Source organism: Arthrobacter sp. MMS18-M83, from assembly GCF_026683955.1.
GTDB lineage: Bacteria > Actinomycetota > Actinomycetes > Actinomycetales > Micrococcaceae > Arthrobacter.
The window spans coordinates 58,833-74,203 of record NZ_CP113343.1 but is presented as its reverse complement, the minus strand read 5'-3'; the positions used below and the strand labels follow the sequence as shown (position 1 = coordinate 74,203).

Sequence of the window (15,371 nt, the reverse complement as noted above, 5' to 3'; positions counted from 1 at the left end):
CTCGTCGCAATCCTCGGGGATGTGATGGTCCTGCGCTGGAGGCGCAGCCGCAATGAGGCAACCCCGGAAGCTCATCTTCCAATCCCACTCGTCTACGTACACGGCCTGTTCGCGGTTACCACCATCGTGCTCGTCCTACTGACCGCCCTCGGAATTGGATCCAGAAGGTCCCGCCGGGGCTTAATCACTCCCGGTGGTCCTGCGGCCGGGACCAGGGCGTCACCGGCCGGGGTTGCAGGATGCCGTCGACTGTCAGGTCCACCCTTTCATTGAAGAAGCTCACCAGGCCGTGGATCTGTGCGGCGTCGCGGAAACGCATGTCGTAGCTCCAGGCGACATTCCTGCCGTCTTCGGTGCCGGGGTAGGTCCAGTAGCGAGCTTCCCCCTTGTACGGGCATACGGTCCTTTTGGGGCTCCCTTCCATGAGGTCCAGCCGCACGTCCTCGGGCGGGATGTAGTAGCGGACGGGGAGCAGCGTCTCGTACAGGAGTTGCGCACCGTTCGTGCTGGCGAGCGTGACCCCGTTGAGGGAAACCTCCAAGGCCAAGGATGACGCCCGGATGTCGACGCGGTGGAACGGGTCGCGGGGGTGGCCGATGATCTCCTCGTCGTCTTCCCGCCATTGAAAGGCGGCGTAATCGAGCACGACATACCCGGCCAGGTCGGGGTCGTCCGGTCGGAACGCGGCCCCGGGCGCCGTCGTCGTCCCTGTCACAACGTCGAGCTGTTCGCCGGGGGTGGTGTGCCGGCCGAACCCCGTGCGCGGATCCAGAGACGGAGGTGAGCCTGCGGAGAGCCTGACGGCGAGCTCCGGGACGTCGGCCGGAGGGCCGCCCGGCGGTGTCAGCTCCGCCAGCAGTTCTGCCTCCGGCACGGCAAAAACCGGTGTAATGCGCTTTGGCTCCCAGACCAGCCAGGCGTGCAGGGTGTCGACGACGCTGTTCCCGCCCAGGCTCGCGCGGATCCGTTTGGCCGTGGGTTCGTAGCGCAGTTGCGGGAAGGTCCCGAGGATCACTCCGGATAGTTTCGTGGCCATGCTCCAAGCGTGGGCGCGGGCCCGTTCGGCGTCAATGCCTTCGTGAACTGATGGTAGATGGTTGGCCGGGGGCCATTCGGTGCGCCCCAAAACTCCGGGCGCGGCGCGAACGCGACCGATCCCCGGCGTGTGACCTGGGTTCCGGTTTCCTAGCACTAGTGAGGCAGGATGTGGTTTATGTCTATAGATGTCGACGCGGTGCGCGGGCAGACCCGCGGCGTTCTGCGAGTGACCCATTTGAACAATGCGGGGAGTTCATTGGCCCCCGGCCCTGTGATGGACACCGTGGTGGGTCATTTACGCCGCGAGCAAGAGATCGGCGGCTATGAGGCGGCGGAGGAGGCTGCTAATCGGCTGGAGGGTGTGTACTCCTCAGTGGCTCGGCTGATCGGGGCGGGCACGGACGAGATCGCACTGGCCGAGAGCGGCAGCCGCGCTTGGGCGGGGGCGGTCTACGGTTTCCCCTTTGTCCGCGGGTCGAGGGTGCTGATCGGGCGCTCCGAGTATGCCGGCAATGTCATTGCGTTGCGGCAGCTTGCGCGTCGCAACGATCTGCAGATTGTGGTGCTTGAGGACGATCCCTACGGGCAGGTGGACGTGGAAGACCTGCAGCGCGAGCTTGAGCGCGGAAATGTGGCCATGGTTGCCCTGGCACATGTGCCCATGGCCAACGGTCTAGTCAATCCGGCTTCTGAGGTGGGCAGACGCTGCCGCGCCGCCGGGGTGATGTTTGTGCTCGACGCGTGTCAGTCGGTGGGGCAGATGCCGTTGGATGTGCAGTCATTGGGCTGTGATGTGCTGGCGGGCACGGGGCGGAAGTTCCTGCGTGGGCCGCGCGGCACGGCGTTCCTCTATGTGCGCGCAGCGGTCCTGGAGAGGCTTGAGCCTGCGATGCTGGACGGGCATTCCGCCGTGCTGGCCGGCGCCGAGGGCTTTGAAGTCCGCGGTGATGCCCGGCGTTTCGAAAGCTGGGAGACCAGTGCTGCCGGACGGCTGGGACTGGGGAGGGCGGCCGATTATGCCCTGGCCCTGGGTCTGGACGCCGTGCAGGAGCGCGTCGTCGGGCTTGCGGAGCAGCTGCGGGCCGAACTGGCGGCGGTTCCCGGGGTCATTGTCCACGACCGTGGGATCACCCGGTGCGGCATCGTCACCTTTTCGGTGAAGGGAAGCGATGCCCGGAACATCAGGGCCCGGCTGGCGGAGCACCGGATCAATGTCTCCGTGGCGCCCGCTTTCTTCCAGGCCGGCTCCCTCCCTGTCGGGACACGACTGGGGGAGGACATGGTGGTGCGGGCCTCGGTGCACTATTACAACACCGAGGCCGAGATCCAGCGGCTGGTCGGTGTCGTTTGGTACCTCTTCGCGGGTAGCTGACGGTGTCGGTTCACCGGCCAGCCTAGATGGCTTCGGCCAGGGTCATGGCGTAGCGGTTCTGCCGGTCGGTCCACTGACCGACGGCGGTGAACCCGGCTGCCTCCATCTCTTGGACCACGCCCCGCAGGCGGAACTTGGCCGAAATCTCCGTTCGCAGTTCCTCCCCCTCCTGGAAGTGGACGTCCATGTCCACCCCTGGCAGACGGACCAGCATTGGTCTGCTGGCGCGCAGCCGCATCTCGATCCACTCGTCCTGAGGCATCCACACCGCCACGTGTTCAAACGCCATCACGTCGAAATCGGCACCGAGTTCGGTGTTCAGCACGCGTAGGACGTTCCGGTTGAAGTCGGCTGTGACTCCTTCGGCGTCGGCGTACGCGGGAACCAGGACGTGGGGCGACTTCACCAGATCCGTGCCGAGCAGCAGGGAACCGCCGTCGTCGCCGAGCAGTCCGCGGACGTCGGAGAGGAAGCGGGCCCTGGCCTCCGGCTCAAAATTGCCGATGGTGCCGCCCAGGAACGCAACCATGCGGCGTCCGGCCCGGGGCAGCAGGTGCAGCTGGGTCTCGAAATCCGCGGCCACGGCCTGCAGTTCAAGGTCGGGAAACGCAGGAGCCAATTCGTTCCGGGCATCGAGCAGTGCGCTGTCGCTGACATCCACGGCAATGTAACGGCGGAGGGATCCGGCGTTCGCCAGGGCGTTGAGCAGCAGCGGGGTCTTCCGGGAAGACCCCGACCCGAGTTCGATCAGCGTCTCTGCAGGGCTCGCGGCCGCCATCTCTGCCGAGTAGAGCTCCAGCACTTCGCGTTCGGCCCGTGTCGGGTAGTATTCCGGCAGTTCGGTGATGCGCTCAAACAGTTCGCTGCCGAGCTTGTCATAGAACCACTTGGGCGGCAGTGTTTTCGGCGAGGCGGTGAGCCCGGCGCGAACATCGGCGCGCAGGCTGCGCCCCAGATGGTCCGGGGGCAGGTGGTGGATGATGTCGGAGCGGTTGGTGGAGAGGCTCATGGGGCCACCTGTTCCTTCGTGAGGTTCGGAATCGGACGTACGTCGACGCGGCCGGCGGTAGCGGTCAGAAGGCAGTTCTCCGGCACCTCATGCCAGCCGGGGCCGTCGTCGAAGGGTTCGCTGGCCACCACGACACTTCCGGGGCCTGTTCTCCAGAAAAGGGTGTCCCCGGCGGCCGTGGCCGCGATGTGCGTGCCGTCGGTGAGCAGAAAATTCAGCCGGGCCCCGCTGGCGGCGGCGACGTTGCTGACGACGTGCGTGAGCGCCTCCCCGGCGGTGTCTCCGGCGTCGAGCTGTTCCAGGACGAATGCCCAGAGGAGGGCGGAGTCGACCTGGGCTTCGAGTGCCAGCAGACGCGCGGTCGGAAGCGACGCGGCCAGGCCTTCCAACGCGCCCGGCCAGCCCTCGATGCGTCCGTTGTGGCTGAATAGCCAGGGTCCGTGCGCATACGGCGCAGCAGCTGACTCCTCCTGTGTCATCCCTGGTGTCGCGGACCGGACGGCCGCGAGAACGGCCCGGCTGGAGGTAACCCTGGCGACGTCGGCGAAGGACCTGTCCGCCCAGATCGGTATGGCGCGCCGGTAGCGGGCAGGCAAAGGGTCGCCCGGGGCGTACCATCCGACGCCGAAACCATCGGCGTTCACGGTCCCGTGCCGCTGATGCCTGGGCGCCCAGGACTGCGTCAACAGCCCATGGCCGGGGGTGAGCAGCAGATCCGCCAGTGACACCGGGGACCCGATGTAGGCAAGGTGGCGGCACACGGGCTAACGCACCTCGTCCGGTGCGGCGTCACGGGCTGTGCGGAACCCGGAAAAGATCTGCCGCCGGATCGGGTAGTCCCAGTTCCGGAATGTCCCACGGCACGCGGCCGGGTCCACAGCCCAGGACCCCCCGCGCAGCACTTTGTAGTCAGAGCCGAAAAACACTTCACTGTATTCCTGATACGGGAAGGCGTTGAATCCGGGGTACCCGCGGAAGTCATTGGAGACCCATTCCCAGACATCACCGATGAGCTGGCGCACGCCCAGCGGTGAGGCTCCGCACGGATAGGAACCGGCGGGGGAGGGCCGAAGGGCCGATCCGCCAAGGTTCGCGTGATGGGGTGAAGGATCTTCGTCGCCCCAGGGGTAGCGGAGCGAACGCCCCGACTGGGGATCATGACGCGCGGCTTTTTCCCACTCAGCCTCGGTCGGAAGCCGGCGCCCCGCCCAGCGGGCGTAGGCGTCCGCTTCAAACCAGCACACGTGCTGCACCGGCTCGTCCTCCGGCACCGGTTCAACGACGCCGAACCTGGTCCTGATCCACTGGTCACCGTCGCGTTCCCAGTATTTGGGGGCCACCAACCCGGATTCCTTGACGTGAGTCCATCCTTGGGCCGTCCACCAGCGAGGGTTCCTGTAGCCGCCGTCGCCGATGAAGGACCGGAAAGCGCCGTTGGTCACCGGAACGGTGTCGATCCAGTAGCCCGGCACGTGGACTTCATGGGCGGGGCGTTCGTTGTCCAAGGCCCACGGCTCCACCGAGGTCCCCATCATGAACGGCCCGGCAGGAATCAGCACTTCTTTCGTGAGCGAGTGCCGGTCCGGGGGCAGGACGTCGACCGGCAAGGTCCGGGCCTGCAGGACCGGCACGCCGACGCGGAGCTGGTGCGTGGCCAGCATCGTCTCGTCGTGCTGTTGCTCGTGCTGGATGATCATGCCGAATGCGAAGCCCCGATCCAGCAGCGGCGGGCCTTCCAAAGGGGTCCGGTCCAGGATGTCCAGTGCTTTGGCTCGCACTTGGGCGAGGTACTTCCGGGACTCCTCGGGCGAGAGCAGCGGTAGCGAGGGCCGGGCGCTGCGCGGGTGCTCGAACGCGTCGTACATCTGGTCGATGTCGCACCGCACTGGCTCCATTTTGCCGACGTCGCGAACCAGCCAGATTTCCTCTTGGCTGCCGACATGCGCTAGATCCCAGACCAACGGTGACATCAGTGGTGAATGCTGCTTCAGCAGGTCTTCCTCGTCGCAGGCCGTCAACGCGTGTGTCCGTTTCCGGGCCCTTTCCAGCCCGTCGGCGATGAAAGCCCTGAGAGTTTCCGGACCCATATCTGATCCGGGAAAGTTATCTGGCATTTTCGGGACCCTTCTCACATTCTGCCGAACCAAAATAGCTGTCGGTTCTTTACCACCGGTCCAGCCGGTCGTCCGCAGGGCATAGGCCCCGCGCCGTATAACGGTCAACGAAACCTTCCGCCCGGCTTCTCGCGGCGGCGTCAGCTCCTAAACGGGGCAATGCCATCAGAGCGGCCTCGGCGCAGCCGAGGGCTGCCGAGGCGAGCACGGGATCCGCCAGCGCGTCACGGGCGGCCGTCCTGATCGGATCGGTCAGGGAAGCAAGCGGGGCGCAGGCCTCTTCGGCGAGGTCGGCTGCCCGTTCATCGTCCATGAGCGCGGTTACTATGGCGGTGACCGTCTCCCATTCGCTGCCTGCCTGTGCGTCGATCACCCGGATCTCCAGGAACCCCCGTGGCCGGACAGGCGGGAACAGGGTTGTCAGGTGGTATCTCAGGTCATCCAGTGTCGCGGGCCGGGGGCCTTCCCCGCGCAGCCAGTTGCGCATCGTCAGCCCGCGCGGGGCGTTCCAGGAAGCCGTCTCCGAGGGAATGCAGAGCACCAGTGCGTCGAGCGCGTAGCGTGCCCAGGCCTGTCGGGGGTCCGCGGCGCGGGGGACCACGGCGGTCCGGGTCGGGTCCGTGGCCAGCCAGATTCGCTGACGGTTGCTGTGCCAGCCGCTGGGGACGCCGTGAAGGAACGGGGAATTGGCGAACATGGCAACGAGAACCGGCAGGAGATTGTGCAGGCGAATCCATCGTTGGGTTGCACCGGTGGAGCCGGGGCCGTCGAATCCGGCGTTTAGGGAAACTTGCAGGGAAGCCGTGGAACACATCATCGTTCGCCCGGCAGGGCCAAGGCGGTCGAAATGGTGCTCCATGGCGGCGTACCGTGGATGATCCAATGACCGCACAGGAGGCCGACTGGGGTCCAGCGCCACCGCGCCGAAGCGAAGGCCCGCCTCCGTCAGCAGACCCTCAACGGCGGCAAGGTCTGCGCGGGTCGCGGTGATGAGAGCCGGAAGATCAGCCGCGCAGGCGGAGCTGATTTCCAGCTGACCGCCCGGCTCAAAGGTGATCGCCCCTCCGCCAGGCAACGGTTCCTCCGATGCCGTCATGGCGCCCCTGACCCGTGCAACCGGCACGGGGAGCCGCGGGTTCGCGGCATCGTGGACCAGGCGCTCGACCTCCACCCCGGCAGCACCCGGCGGCCCGGTCTTGAAGCACACCGAGGCTACATACACCTCAGCGTCTGACTCGGAGAGCGGACCCATGTCACTCCCGGGCTGCAAAACAGAAATCATGCAGCACCACTCCTTCCATGGCGGCGGTCTTAAGCGGCAAGCTAAACAGTCCCCTTTCTGCTCTGTCAACCGCCAAACCAAACTCCAAGCACGTCCACAGCTGCGACGGAACCGTCTTCTGGCCAAACAAACAATGCTTTCCGGACCGCGCACGAAGCCCGCCGGATGGAGGTGATTTCACCAGGGAACGTGCGGGCCGTGGCAACGCGGGCACGGATCCGGGGGTCAGGTACTGCCCTCGGTGCCGGTATTTCCGCGATTCGCCGATTCCCGTGCCCTGATCGCCAGCCAAGCGTCTCGTGGTCGGCCTGGCTGTCCGAAAATCAGATCCTGGACGTGGGTGCCCGGGGTTCTCTCTGAGCACGCACCGCGAGGATGTCACGGATCTGAGTCAGGCATGACGCGTGGCCCCGGCGACGCTCCGGGGCCACGCGACGGATTCCGGCGAAATTGTGGTCCATTGGCGGCGATTTTCGTAAACGGGAGCATCCTGCAGTCGCGTTAGAACCGAAGGGTTTCGGTGCCCATGCCGCGGCAATGCTGGGTTCGGGGAAATGTTCTTGGTTGCCACCTGGGGTTCCCTCTGGGCCCCTGTCCAACGTGTGCTGCTCAGCGTGTAGGCGTGGAGGAGGATTTGCTGCGCCCATTCGACGCGGGCCCACTGCGGCTTGCCGGGAGTTTGGGCCAGAAGGATCTTTTCCATGGGACCGTCGACGCCGGGGATGTCAGCCATCAGCTGGTCGCGGATGGCGGCGAACTGCAAGTTCGCGATCAACGCAATCGTCTGATCGTCGCTCGGGTAGGTTTTGGCCTCAAGGATCCCAGCCCAGAGCGTTCGCGCCTTTTCGATCGCGCCGTGGTCACGGGATTGTTCGATTGTTTTGACGCGATCCTCGACGGCATGAAACGTCGCCTCCTTGTTTGACGGCGGCAAAGTGATTCGGCCGGTTCGTGCGACCGAGCTCCCGCGGTACACGAGCTCGGCGTTGATTTCACTGGAGTCGACCATCGACAGGGGCAGTGCGCAGTTCGGGTTGGGCTCGCCGTCGTACTGCGAGACTGTCTCTTCGCCGATTAGGAGGCCGTCCCGGATGGTGATGTGTCGCTCGGCTAGCGCCCCGGTCAGGGCAGCGATCATGGTTGCGTATGGTTTGTCCTGGCCGGAGCGGTCGAGGTGTAGGCGGCAAACAGGGCGCTGGTGGCGTTGGTGTCGTTCGCTAGGTAGCTGGCGACTGTTCGCGCATAGGGCCCGTTCCCCGCCGTCGTGTTTGGGAAGGTCTACGCGGAGCGTTACGCCGATGTGATTGGTGTACAAGGTGATGCACACAAGGCTTTCCTGCGGCCAGAAGCCCAGGGTGTGGCCGATGAAACTGAGGACATCGGCAGGGGTCTTGATGGTGAGCGTTTCCATGATCTTTCTCCCTCAGAGGCGGCGTCGGCCACGGGCGTTAGTCTTTCGGCGTCGTTTTGATACGGGGACCGCTGCTGGGCATGAGGGGTCGGAGTGCAACTTGGGGAACCGGCAACGCTCCAAAAGTTCGCGAGGAAATAAGCGGAGCGCCGAGCGAAGTTTTGGATCGGGGCCGGCGCGTGGCGCCCTGGTTGCGCGGAGGACCCGCCCAGCGATGATCGAGCATCAGAACGACAAACGGCGAAGATTCTTCCGGCTATTCATGGCTGGGTTGTTGCGGCGCAGCATGACCCGGGAGTTGTGTGACGTTCGCAGGAAACTATTGGAGTTCCGGGAGTTCCGGGTGCTGGGCTTCTCCAAACAGGCCTTCTACTCACGGAAGGCAGCGCCGGTCACGGACAGGAACCAGCTGCTCCAGGCAGCGGCTTTCGTTCATCCCGGGAGCCGCCCGGGATTCGCCGTAAACGGGGATCCCCAGCGTCGTCTGGCTAGTGTGTTTCCGAGTGGACCACCCCTTCGAATTCGGGTATCGGCTACTCGTGCTCACATAACGGATGCCCCGTAGCATGGGACCTGGTCTCGGTACAGCCCCGCCCGGTGCGGGCCACACGGCCCCGCACTCCTGTCAGGAGAACCCGATGACCACCCCGCCCCGATTACTCAGTGCCGTTGCAGCCTGCTGCCTCGTACTCGCGTCCCTCGGAACCGCCCCGGGTGAAGCCGCCCCCGCAACTAGCACGCCGGCCACGCACCTGACGTGGAACAGCGTACAAGGGCCGCTGACCGAGGACGCGGAGGGCGGGATGCCCGGCACCACGCGGAACCCGCCGAGCCCGATCTGCTCCACCACGGGTTCGCCGGTGGTGAACGTGAACACGGATTGCGAAGGCACCGCCCCTCGCAATGAGACCACGATTGCCGTCAACCCGGTGAACCCACGCAACCTGATCGGGGGAGTGAACGATTTCCAGCTGTCGGTGAGCCCCGGCGGCACGGTCCACGAAACGGGCTACTCGCGGGCTCACGTCACCTTCGACGGTGGCGCGACCTGGACGACGTCTCCGATCCCGGACGAGGACCGCTACAGCAGCACCGGCGACCCGGCGATCGCCTTCGACGCGGCCGGCACGGCCTATTACGCGACCCTGGGGCTAACATCCAGCCAGGGCAAGTTCTGCTGCACCAATCCGGATGTGGTTGTCTCGCACTCCTCCAACGGCGGACAGGCATGGTCAGCGCCCGCGGTTGTCGCTGCGGGCAGCGGAATCATGACCAGCGCCGGGATCTTCAATGACAAGGAGTACATCGCGGCCTGGGGGACCGGCAACGCGATCGTCACCTGGACAAGGTTCAACCTCGGCCTCAGAGGCACCTTCACCTCCTCGCCGATATTCGACTCGGTGACGCACGACGGCGGGAACACCTGGAGCGAGCCGCAGCAGATCTCCGGGTCGGCTCCGTTCTGTGTGGGCGCGTTCTCGACGCCCGCGAACACCTGCAATCAGAACCAGTTCTCGGTGCCTGTTGTCGCGGCCGACGGCAGCATTCACGTCGCCTTCGAGAACTTGTCAAACTTTGCCACATTCCGCGACCAGTACCTGGTCGTCAAGGTGAGTCCGTCAACCGGTGCTCTGGTGGCCGGCCCCAACAAGGTGGCTGATCTCGTCGATGGGTTCACCGACTACCCCATCGCCTTTTACGGACGCCAGACCCTGCAGGACAGCGAGTTCCGGGTGAACTCGGCCGGAAACCTCGTCGCCGACCCCACCAACGCGTCCCACCTCGCGGTTGTATGGTCGGACATGCGAAACTCGACGCTGCCCGCGCCGAGCGACCCCTACAGCGCGGTCACCAACGCCGACGTGGTCCTCAGCCAGTCCAACGACGGCGGGGCCACCTGGTCGGCGCCGGTTGCGATCAACGAGCCGAACGACCAGTTCTTCCCGTGGGCGGTCTACGGGGCGGATGGGCTGCTGCGGGTCGGGTACTTCGACCGCTCTTATGACCCCGGTAATCACAAGTACGGCTACACGCTAGCCACCGAGACCGCGCCAGGCGCGCTGTCGTTCACAACCCATCAGGTGAGCACGACGCTCTCAGACCCTACTCAGGGCGAACGCTGGTTCTCCCGCACTACGGTCAACGCGGCCTTCCCGCACCCCACCACCTTCATGGGGGACTACAGCGGGATTGCCGATCTGCCGTCTGGGGCGACCGCTGCGCTGTGGACCGACATGCGCAACACCGTCTGCTTCACCACCCGCTGCGGTTCGGGCCAGGATGCCTTCTACGGAACCAGTGGTTGATCGTAAAGAGTCGAACGGAGGGCCGGCATCCGAGGTGGTCGCTAGGCCGCCCAAGCCTCGGCACTGGCAGCCCAGAAAAAGCCTCACACCTGGAGATCGAACAAAAGGCCTGTGAAACTATCGGCGGAAACGTACGAGGAAACCTCTTCGGAGATCTGTGCGTGTCGAACAGCCACGGCAGCACCACCGACGGCAGCAACACATCCTGCGGTTACGCGCAGATCGGATTCCTACCAGACGGAACACTAGACAGTGCAGAGGTTGCCAGTTTCAAGGCCGGGTACCCGGGCTGCTTCCCCTGATGTGAGTCACAATGTGGACCTGGGCGGCGTTGAGCGGAACCATCTCGGGCCGCCTCGGGCCCCCTCAGGCCGCCCTCAATCTCATCGCTCATCGGCATGCCTAGGGACAGCCGGAAGAGACGAATGATGCCGCAGCATCGCTCCGCGCCGAATGTTGGCCGATTCAGCGCGCGTGTGTCTAGGGAAAGTGGACACGAAAGAACGTAGACATGCGCCCGAAGCGCCCCTAGAGTCGATACTGCCCCAGTTCAGCGGCAGGGACTGGGTCAACGGAACGAGTCCTCATGATTAGCCCGCTAGCAGTTCTAACGCTCATGCTGATCGGCCTAGTGATGACTTTCCCCTACGCCATCTTCGAGTCGCGCCACCCGCGTCAGAAAGGCAAGCCGCTGGGTTCCCAGCGGATCGCGCTAATAAGCCTGGCTTTCACGGGTTGCATGCTGTCCCTAGCTGCAAGCGCTGTCCCGTTCGTTACGCCCCGCAAGTAAAGGCCCGCAATCAGGATGCCCGGCTGCTAGTGCGGACTGACCCGTAGAGGGTCCCCGAACCGGACAGCTCTCCTCCTGCTTGTGGCGGGACTACCGGTTGACTGGCGACGGTGGTTAAGTTCCTATGGACCCGAGGAAGCGTCGGCATTCCAGGTTGCACCCGCAAGCCAAGAAGTGCAGCGCAGATTCCGTCGTCTCGGCCGCTTCAGGACGGTCGACGCGCCGGTCATGCCGTCAGCCAATCGGCAGGTGATGGTTTTGGCGGGGGCCGACCCACCAGCGCAATCCGGGCGCTGCGGAGGATCTCAATGTAGTTCCACGCGTGCACGGGGCAGACCCCGTCACCGGGTTGTCGCGGTGGGGGACCGGCATACGGAACAGTGTTCTCCTTGCAACACTTCTCACTCCAAAACGGGGCAGGTATTGAAAGCATCGGCGGCTCCCGCCACAATGCGAATACTAGAGTGCGTAGTTTCCTCCCCACGGGGTATCTAGGCCTTCACCAGAAGTATTCGACAGCGACCGATGGATTCAAGAACAGGAGGTAAGAACGATGGGTTCGATAGCATTTCCCGCCCCCGTCCTACCCGGCAAGGAAGCGATGCCGGCCGAGATCGGCGCTCGTCTGACCGGGCATCCCGGACTGCAGGGCTTTCTCGCCAACGGCGGCCTGAGTCTTGTCAGGGTCTACCAAATGACGACACCCATGGGGGACGTGGTCACCACGTATCAGGAGGCCGACTCGATCGAGCGGTCCTTCCAGAACCAAGTCGACGATCCGTCCGACGTGGCGCAGCAGCTACGCGATCATATCAAGGGCACACACGGAATCGACATCGGAGCACAGCCGCCCCCATCCGCCGAGCAATACCTGGAATTCTCAGTGCCGGGCAGCTCACGCCATCCCGGGATCGCTTTCTCGGCGCCGATACAACCCGGGAAGACGGATCTTCTTCGCGCCCTCGGTCGGGAGACCGCCGGGCCCCGGAGTGCGGAGTGGGAGGCCAACAATCGAGAGAACGGGGTCAATCTGCACCGCGCCTACATCATCTCGACACCCATGGGCGACTTCACGAGCGTCTACTTCGAAGCGCCCGATCCAACCGAGGCCAACAGGCGCTTCGCGGCAAACGCTTCCGACTTCGCAGCCTACTTCAAGAGCCAGGTTGCTGACGCGCTCGGCATCGACTTCAACGAGCCCTTGCCGCCCATCACGACCGTATTCGAGGCGGTCAGGGCCAGCGATTGACTGACCCGGCGGCCTGACGTCGGCCGGCAAACGTTCGTCGCCGTCGACGCCCTGACGGTGAAGGTCCCGAGGAGCGGGTCGTTAAGGTCTGCGTCCTCGTCGCCGATCGAGGGCACCTCCGGTGAGGCCCCCTGGAGAAGGGCCTGGCGTTCACCGGTTCCCCAAGTCCATTGGCTCCATTGGCGCAAGAGATCGCCGCCAAGCGACAGATTCGCCACCCGGTCCACGGTTATCCCGGCCTCCAGGATGTAGACCCCTGCTGCGGCCAGGTCACCGGCGTCCTTGGCGACGGCGGTGATCCCGATGATGCCGCCGGTGGCGCATCCGCCGCGGTCGGACGGCAGGACTGACGCCGTCCCAGATCGGCGGCATTCTTTCGGTCGCGACGCCGGCCAGGCTCCGTGCATCCACGTGCGGGACCTGCTGGCTAAGCAGTTGTCCGAATTGGACGCCCGGATCGCGGAGCTCACGGCGCTGCAGGCCACCGTCCATGACGCCGCTGTCGCAGCGGATCCAGCGGACTGCGACCCCGAGCGTATCTGCAGCTACCTCTAGCCCGCCCCGCGGTGATGTTGTCCGTCCCCGGAGACCGGCGCACCTGGGTGCCGCGTCCATCACGGCGCTACAGGGTACATCTCCGGAAGTGATCAACTTCAACAAGTCCGTGCCGGAGAGCGGCGCGAACGTCTACATCCAGCAATAGCAACCCCCTGCGAAGCCCGGTCTTTAGCGGATCAAGCCGCACGAATGAGGCCGCCTGGAAACTTGGCGGCAGCCAGCATCTGGGCGCCCGGAGGGCCCGCCCTGACCCGGCCGCCAGGGCGGCGTCCACTTCACGACCAGCAATCAACGGTTCTCCATCCCGCTTCCACTCGCCCCAGCGCTGCAACCAGTATGCTCCGGACCTCCAGCGGCAAACAGGGGTTGGAAAACACCTCGTAATTCCGTTCCTCCGGTGACCCGATGCCCGGAGAACTCCGGGCCTCCGTCGGAGCCCGGATGGTTCCCCGAGCCTGCGACCGTTATCCTCACGTTGTGTGTCCCAGTTCACAGAACGACGGACTGGCCTGGGCCTAGATTTCGAGGGTAGGCACGATCCGTTCCGCGAGAAGGAGTCAAAATGTCCGCGACATCTCCGGTGGCCCGCCACCCCCATCTTTCCGCTTTTCATCTGAGCAGGCGCGTCACGGCCGGGGTCACCGGCGGGATCGCCGGAGGCCTGGTGTTCGGGCTGCTCATGGCGATGATGGGCATGCTGCCCATGGTCGCCTCCCTGGTTGGCTCGACTTCCGCCTGGGCCGGCTTCGGCATCCACATGGTGATCTCGGTCCTGGTCGGCCTCGGCCTGACGGTACCCTTCGCCGGGGTCCTTGGCTCCTACGGCCGGGGCGTTCTGGTGGGCCTGGGCTACGGCGCAGTCTGGTGGGTCCTCGGCCCGCTGGTCATCATGCCGGCCATCCTGGGCATGCCGCTGTTCATGGTCAACATGATGGCGGGGCTGTCCCTGATGGGACATCTGGCCTACGGGGCCACCCTGGCCCTCGTGGCCGTGCGCGTGCTGAAAGGCCGGGCATGAGCGATGACATCGGACGGGACCTGGAGGCCGCCGCCGGCGGCCCCCGGCCCTGGGCCCCACGGCGGCGCGACCTCGACCCCTATGAGTCCGGACCGGAAGATCCGTTCACCTGCCTGGACGAAGTGGATCTGTTTGCCGACCTCGCCCCCGAAGAAATGCGGGCCATGGACCTGATGGCCCCGGCCCGCATGTTCCGCCGCGGAGAGCTGGTCTTCAGCCAGTCCCAGCCCGTCACGGCCCTCTTCATCCTCAAGACCGGAAGGGTGCGGATCTTCCGGGTCGCAGAGGACGGCAAGGCCCTGACCATGGCCATCCTCGAACCCGGAGCCGTCTTCGGGGAAATGCTGCTGGTCGGCCAGCGCATGTACGACAACTACGCCGAAGCCATCGAGGACTCGGCGATCTGCCTGCTCGGCGCCGAGGAAGTGGAACGCTTCCTGATCTCCGATCCCCGGATCGCCATCCGCATTGCCCGGCTCCTCGGCGAGCAAGTTGCCCGGCTCGAAGAACGACTGGCAGATCTGGCGCTCCGCCCCCTGGCCGCCCGCGTGGCCTCGACCCTGCTCGGTCTCGCCGGGACCGCACGGACCGGCAGATTCGGGCAGAACCGGCCGATCCGGCTCACCCACGAACAAATCGCCGGGCTGCTCGGTGCCACCCGCGAAGCGACCAGCAAAACCTTGGCCGACTTCGCATCCCAAGGCATCATCCGGCAAGGCCGCGGCCGGATCACGATACAGAACCTTGCCGCCCTGCGGTCAATGGCCCGGTCCACTTGATCACCGTCAGCCACGCCGGCCATCGGGTAACTTCGTCCAGGACGAGGGGCCGTGTACCAGCGACGCCATCAGGGATGAAGGGTCTCTACACCCGGCCAAATAAGCTGACGAAGCGTTCGGGGCTCCTCGGTCCCTCCGGCATATGCGATTCTGACGCGGAGACCCAACGGCTGCAGCCGATACAGGAGGAGTGAGGTGACGATCATGGCCCCGGCAAGGTAGGCGAGGATCGCCATCCCTTCGAAGCGGTGAGTGGAGGCAGCAGCAAGGCGATGACGACTGCCCCAACGTGGAAGACCGGATTGATGCGTCCCAACACCCGGTGGAACAACGAACCCCGTTTGATCGGAAGCTTAAACCGTTCGAGTATCCGATGGCGTACCCGTCGCACGGACCGCCGTTCAGCGTGATCTTAGCCAACGGCTTCACTCCCTCCTTGTGCACG

The 15,371-nt window shown here is 65.1% G+C and carries 13 protein-coding genes; 7 read left to right on the top strand and 6 right to left on the bottom strand.

The genetic code is table 11. From position 1 onward, the window contains the following. Positions 1 to 184: 184 nt before the first annotated feature. Positions 185 to 1,036, bottom strand: coding sequence for a DUF427 domain-containing protein (locus OW521_RS00330; RefSeq protein ID WP_268021979.1), 852 nt, complete (start codon positions 1,034 to 1,036; stop codon positions 185 to 187). Positions 1,037 to 1,213: 177 nt separating this feature from the next. On the opposite strand from OW521_RS00330, the gene OW521_RS00325 reads away from it, so the two are divergent. Next, the gene (locus OW521_RS00325; protein WP_268021978.1) at positions 1,214 to 2,410 is read left to right on the top strand and encodes an aminotransferase class V-fold PLP-dependent enzyme; all 1,197 of its coding nucleotides are present in this window, start codon (positions 1,214 to 1,216) and stop codon (positions 2,408 to 2,410) included. A gap of 22 nt (positions 2,411 to 2,432) precedes the next feature. On the opposite strand, the gene egtD is transcribed toward OW521_RS00325, so the two are convergent. The 5 genes from egtD to OW521_RS00300 all read right to left on the bottom strand — a co-directional run bounded on the left by egtD (position 2,433) and on the right by OW521_RS00300 (position 8,226). Beyond that, positions 2,433 to 3,419, bottom strand: coding sequence for an L-histidine N(alpha)-methyltransferase (egtD, locus tag OW521_RS00320; RefSeq protein ID WP_268021977.1), 987 nt, complete (start codon positions 3,417 to 3,419; stop codon positions 2,433 to 2,435). Next, positions 3,416 to 4,147 carry an ergothioneine biosynthesis protein EgtC gene (gene egtC, locus OW521_RS00315; RefSeq protein ID WP_268021976.1) on the bottom strand — a complete coding sequence of 244 codons (732 nt, stop codon included), beginning with the start codon at positions 4,145 to 4,147 and terminating at the stop codon, positions 3,416 to 3,418. Before egtC ends, egtD begins: the two co-directional genes overlap by 4 nt. A 36-nt stretch (positions 4,148 to 4,183) precedes the next feature. Beyond that, positions 4,184 to 5,533, bottom strand: a complete 1,350-nt coding sequence (gene egtB, locus OW521_RS00310; protein WP_268021975.1) for an ergothioneine biosynthesis protein EgtB — start codon at positions 5,531 to 5,533, stop codon at positions 4,184 to 4,186. Between the two features lie 49 nt (positions 5,534 to 5,582). Further along, positions 5,583 to 6,815, bottom strand: a complete 1,233-nt coding sequence (gene egtA, locus OW521_RS00305; RefSeq protein WP_268021974.1) for an ergothioneine biosynthesis glutamate--cysteine ligase EgtA — start codon at positions 6,813 to 6,815, stop codon at positions 5,583 to 5,585. Positions 6,816 to 7,206: 391 nt separating this feature from the next. Then, entirely contained in the window at positions 7,207 to 8,226 is a 1,020-nt protein-coding gene (locus tag OW521_RS00300; RefSeq protein WP_268021973.1) for a DUF4192 family protein, read from the bottom strand. A 638-nt stretch (positions 8,227 to 8,864) separates the two neighbouring features. Here OW521_RS00300 and OW521_RS00295 point away from each other — a divergent pair. The 6 genes from OW521_RS00295 (at position 8,865) to OW521_RS00270 (ending at position 14,926) form a co-directional block, all read left to right on the top strand. Next, positions 8,865 to 10,532 (top strand): exo-alpha-sialidase, encoded by a 1,668-nt coding sequence (locus tag OW521_RS00295; protein WP_268021972.1) that lies wholly within the window; start codon positions 8,865 to 8,867, stop codon positions 10,530 to 10,532. Between the two features lie 1,343 nt (positions 10,533 to 11,875). Then, a complete protein-coding gene (locus tag OW521_RS00290) occupies positions 11,876 to 12,571 on the top strand; it encodes a hypothetical protein (protein ID WP_268021971.1) in 696 nt (231 codons plus the stop codon). 179 nt (positions 12,572 to 12,750) lie between these two features. Further along, complete coding sequence (locus OW521_RS00285; RefSeq protein WP_268026130.1) at positions 12,751 to 12,921, top strand: hypothetical protein; 171 nt, start codon at positions 12,751 to 12,753, stop codon at positions 12,919 to 12,921. Continuing rightward, the gene (locus tag OW521_RS00280) at positions 12,875 to 13,126 is read left to right on the top strand and encodes a MerR family DNA-binding protein (RefSeq protein ID WP_326494046.1); all 252 of its coding nucleotides are present in this window, start codon (positions 12,875 to 12,877) and stop codon (positions 13,124 to 13,126) included. The genes OW521_RS00285 and OW521_RS00280 overlap by 47 nt, the downstream gene beginning before the upstream one ends. Positions 13,127 to 13,691: 565 nt before the next feature. Further along, positions 13,692 to 14,147 carry a hypothetical protein gene (locus tag OW521_RS00275; RefSeq protein WP_268021970.1) on the top strand — a complete coding sequence of 152 codons (456 nt, stop codon included), beginning with the start codon at positions 13,692 to 13,694 and terminating at the stop codon, positions 14,145 to 14,147. Further along, a complete protein-coding gene (locus OW521_RS00270) occupies positions 14,144 to 14,926 on the top strand; it encodes a Crp/Fnr family transcriptional regulator (RefSeq protein ID WP_268021969.1) in 783 nt (260 codons plus the stop codon). Before OW521_RS00275 ends, OW521_RS00270 begins: the two co-directional genes overlap by 4 nt. Positions 14,927 to 15,371: the final 445 nt, after the last annotated feature.

Bases quoted from the DNA above. Each gene is read 5' to 3' on its own strand.
- OW521_RS00330 (WP_268021979.1), bottom strand. From the start codon at position 1,036: ATGGCCACGAAACTATCCGGAGTGATCCTCGGGACCTTCCCGCAACTG.
- OW521_RS00325 (WP_268021978.1), top strand. From the start codon at position 1,214: ATGTCTATAGATGTCGACGCGGTGCGCGGGCAGACCCGCGGCGTTCTG.
- egtD (WP_268021977.1), bottom strand. From the start codon at position 3,419: ATGAGCCTCTCCACCAACCGCTCCGACATCATCCACCACCTGCCCCCG.
- egtB (WP_268021975.1), bottom strand. From the start codon at position 5,533: ATGCCAGATAACTTTCCCGGATCAGATATGGGTCCGGAAACTCTCAGG.
- egtA (WP_268021974.1), bottom strand. From the start codon at position 6,815: ATGATTTCTGTTTTGCAGCCCGGGAGTGACATGGGTCCGCTCTCCGAG.
- OW521_RS00300 (WP_268021973.1), bottom strand. From the start codon at position 8,226: ATGGAAACGCTCACCATCAAGACCCCTGCCGATGTCCTCAGTTTCATC.
- OW521_RS00295 (WP_268021972.1), top strand. From the start codon at position 8,865: ATGACCACCCCGCCCCGATTACTCAGTGCCGTTGCAGCCTGCTGCCTC.
- OW521_RS00290 (WP_268021971.1), top strand. From the start codon at position 11,876: ATGGGTTCGATAGCATTTCCCGCCCCCGTCCTACCCGGCAAGGAAGCG.
- OW521_RS00280 (WP_326494046.1), top strand. From the start codon at position 12,875: ATGATGCCGCCGGTGGCGCATCCGCCGCGGTCGGACGGCAGGACTGAC.
- OW521_RS00275 (WP_268021970.1), top strand. From the start codon at position 13,692: ATGTCCGCGACATCTCCGGTGGCCCGCCACCCCCATCTTTCCGCTTTT.
- OW521_RS00270 (WP_268021969.1), top strand. From the start codon at position 14,144: ATGAGCGATGACATCGGACGGGACCTGGAGGCCGCCGCCGGCGGCCCC.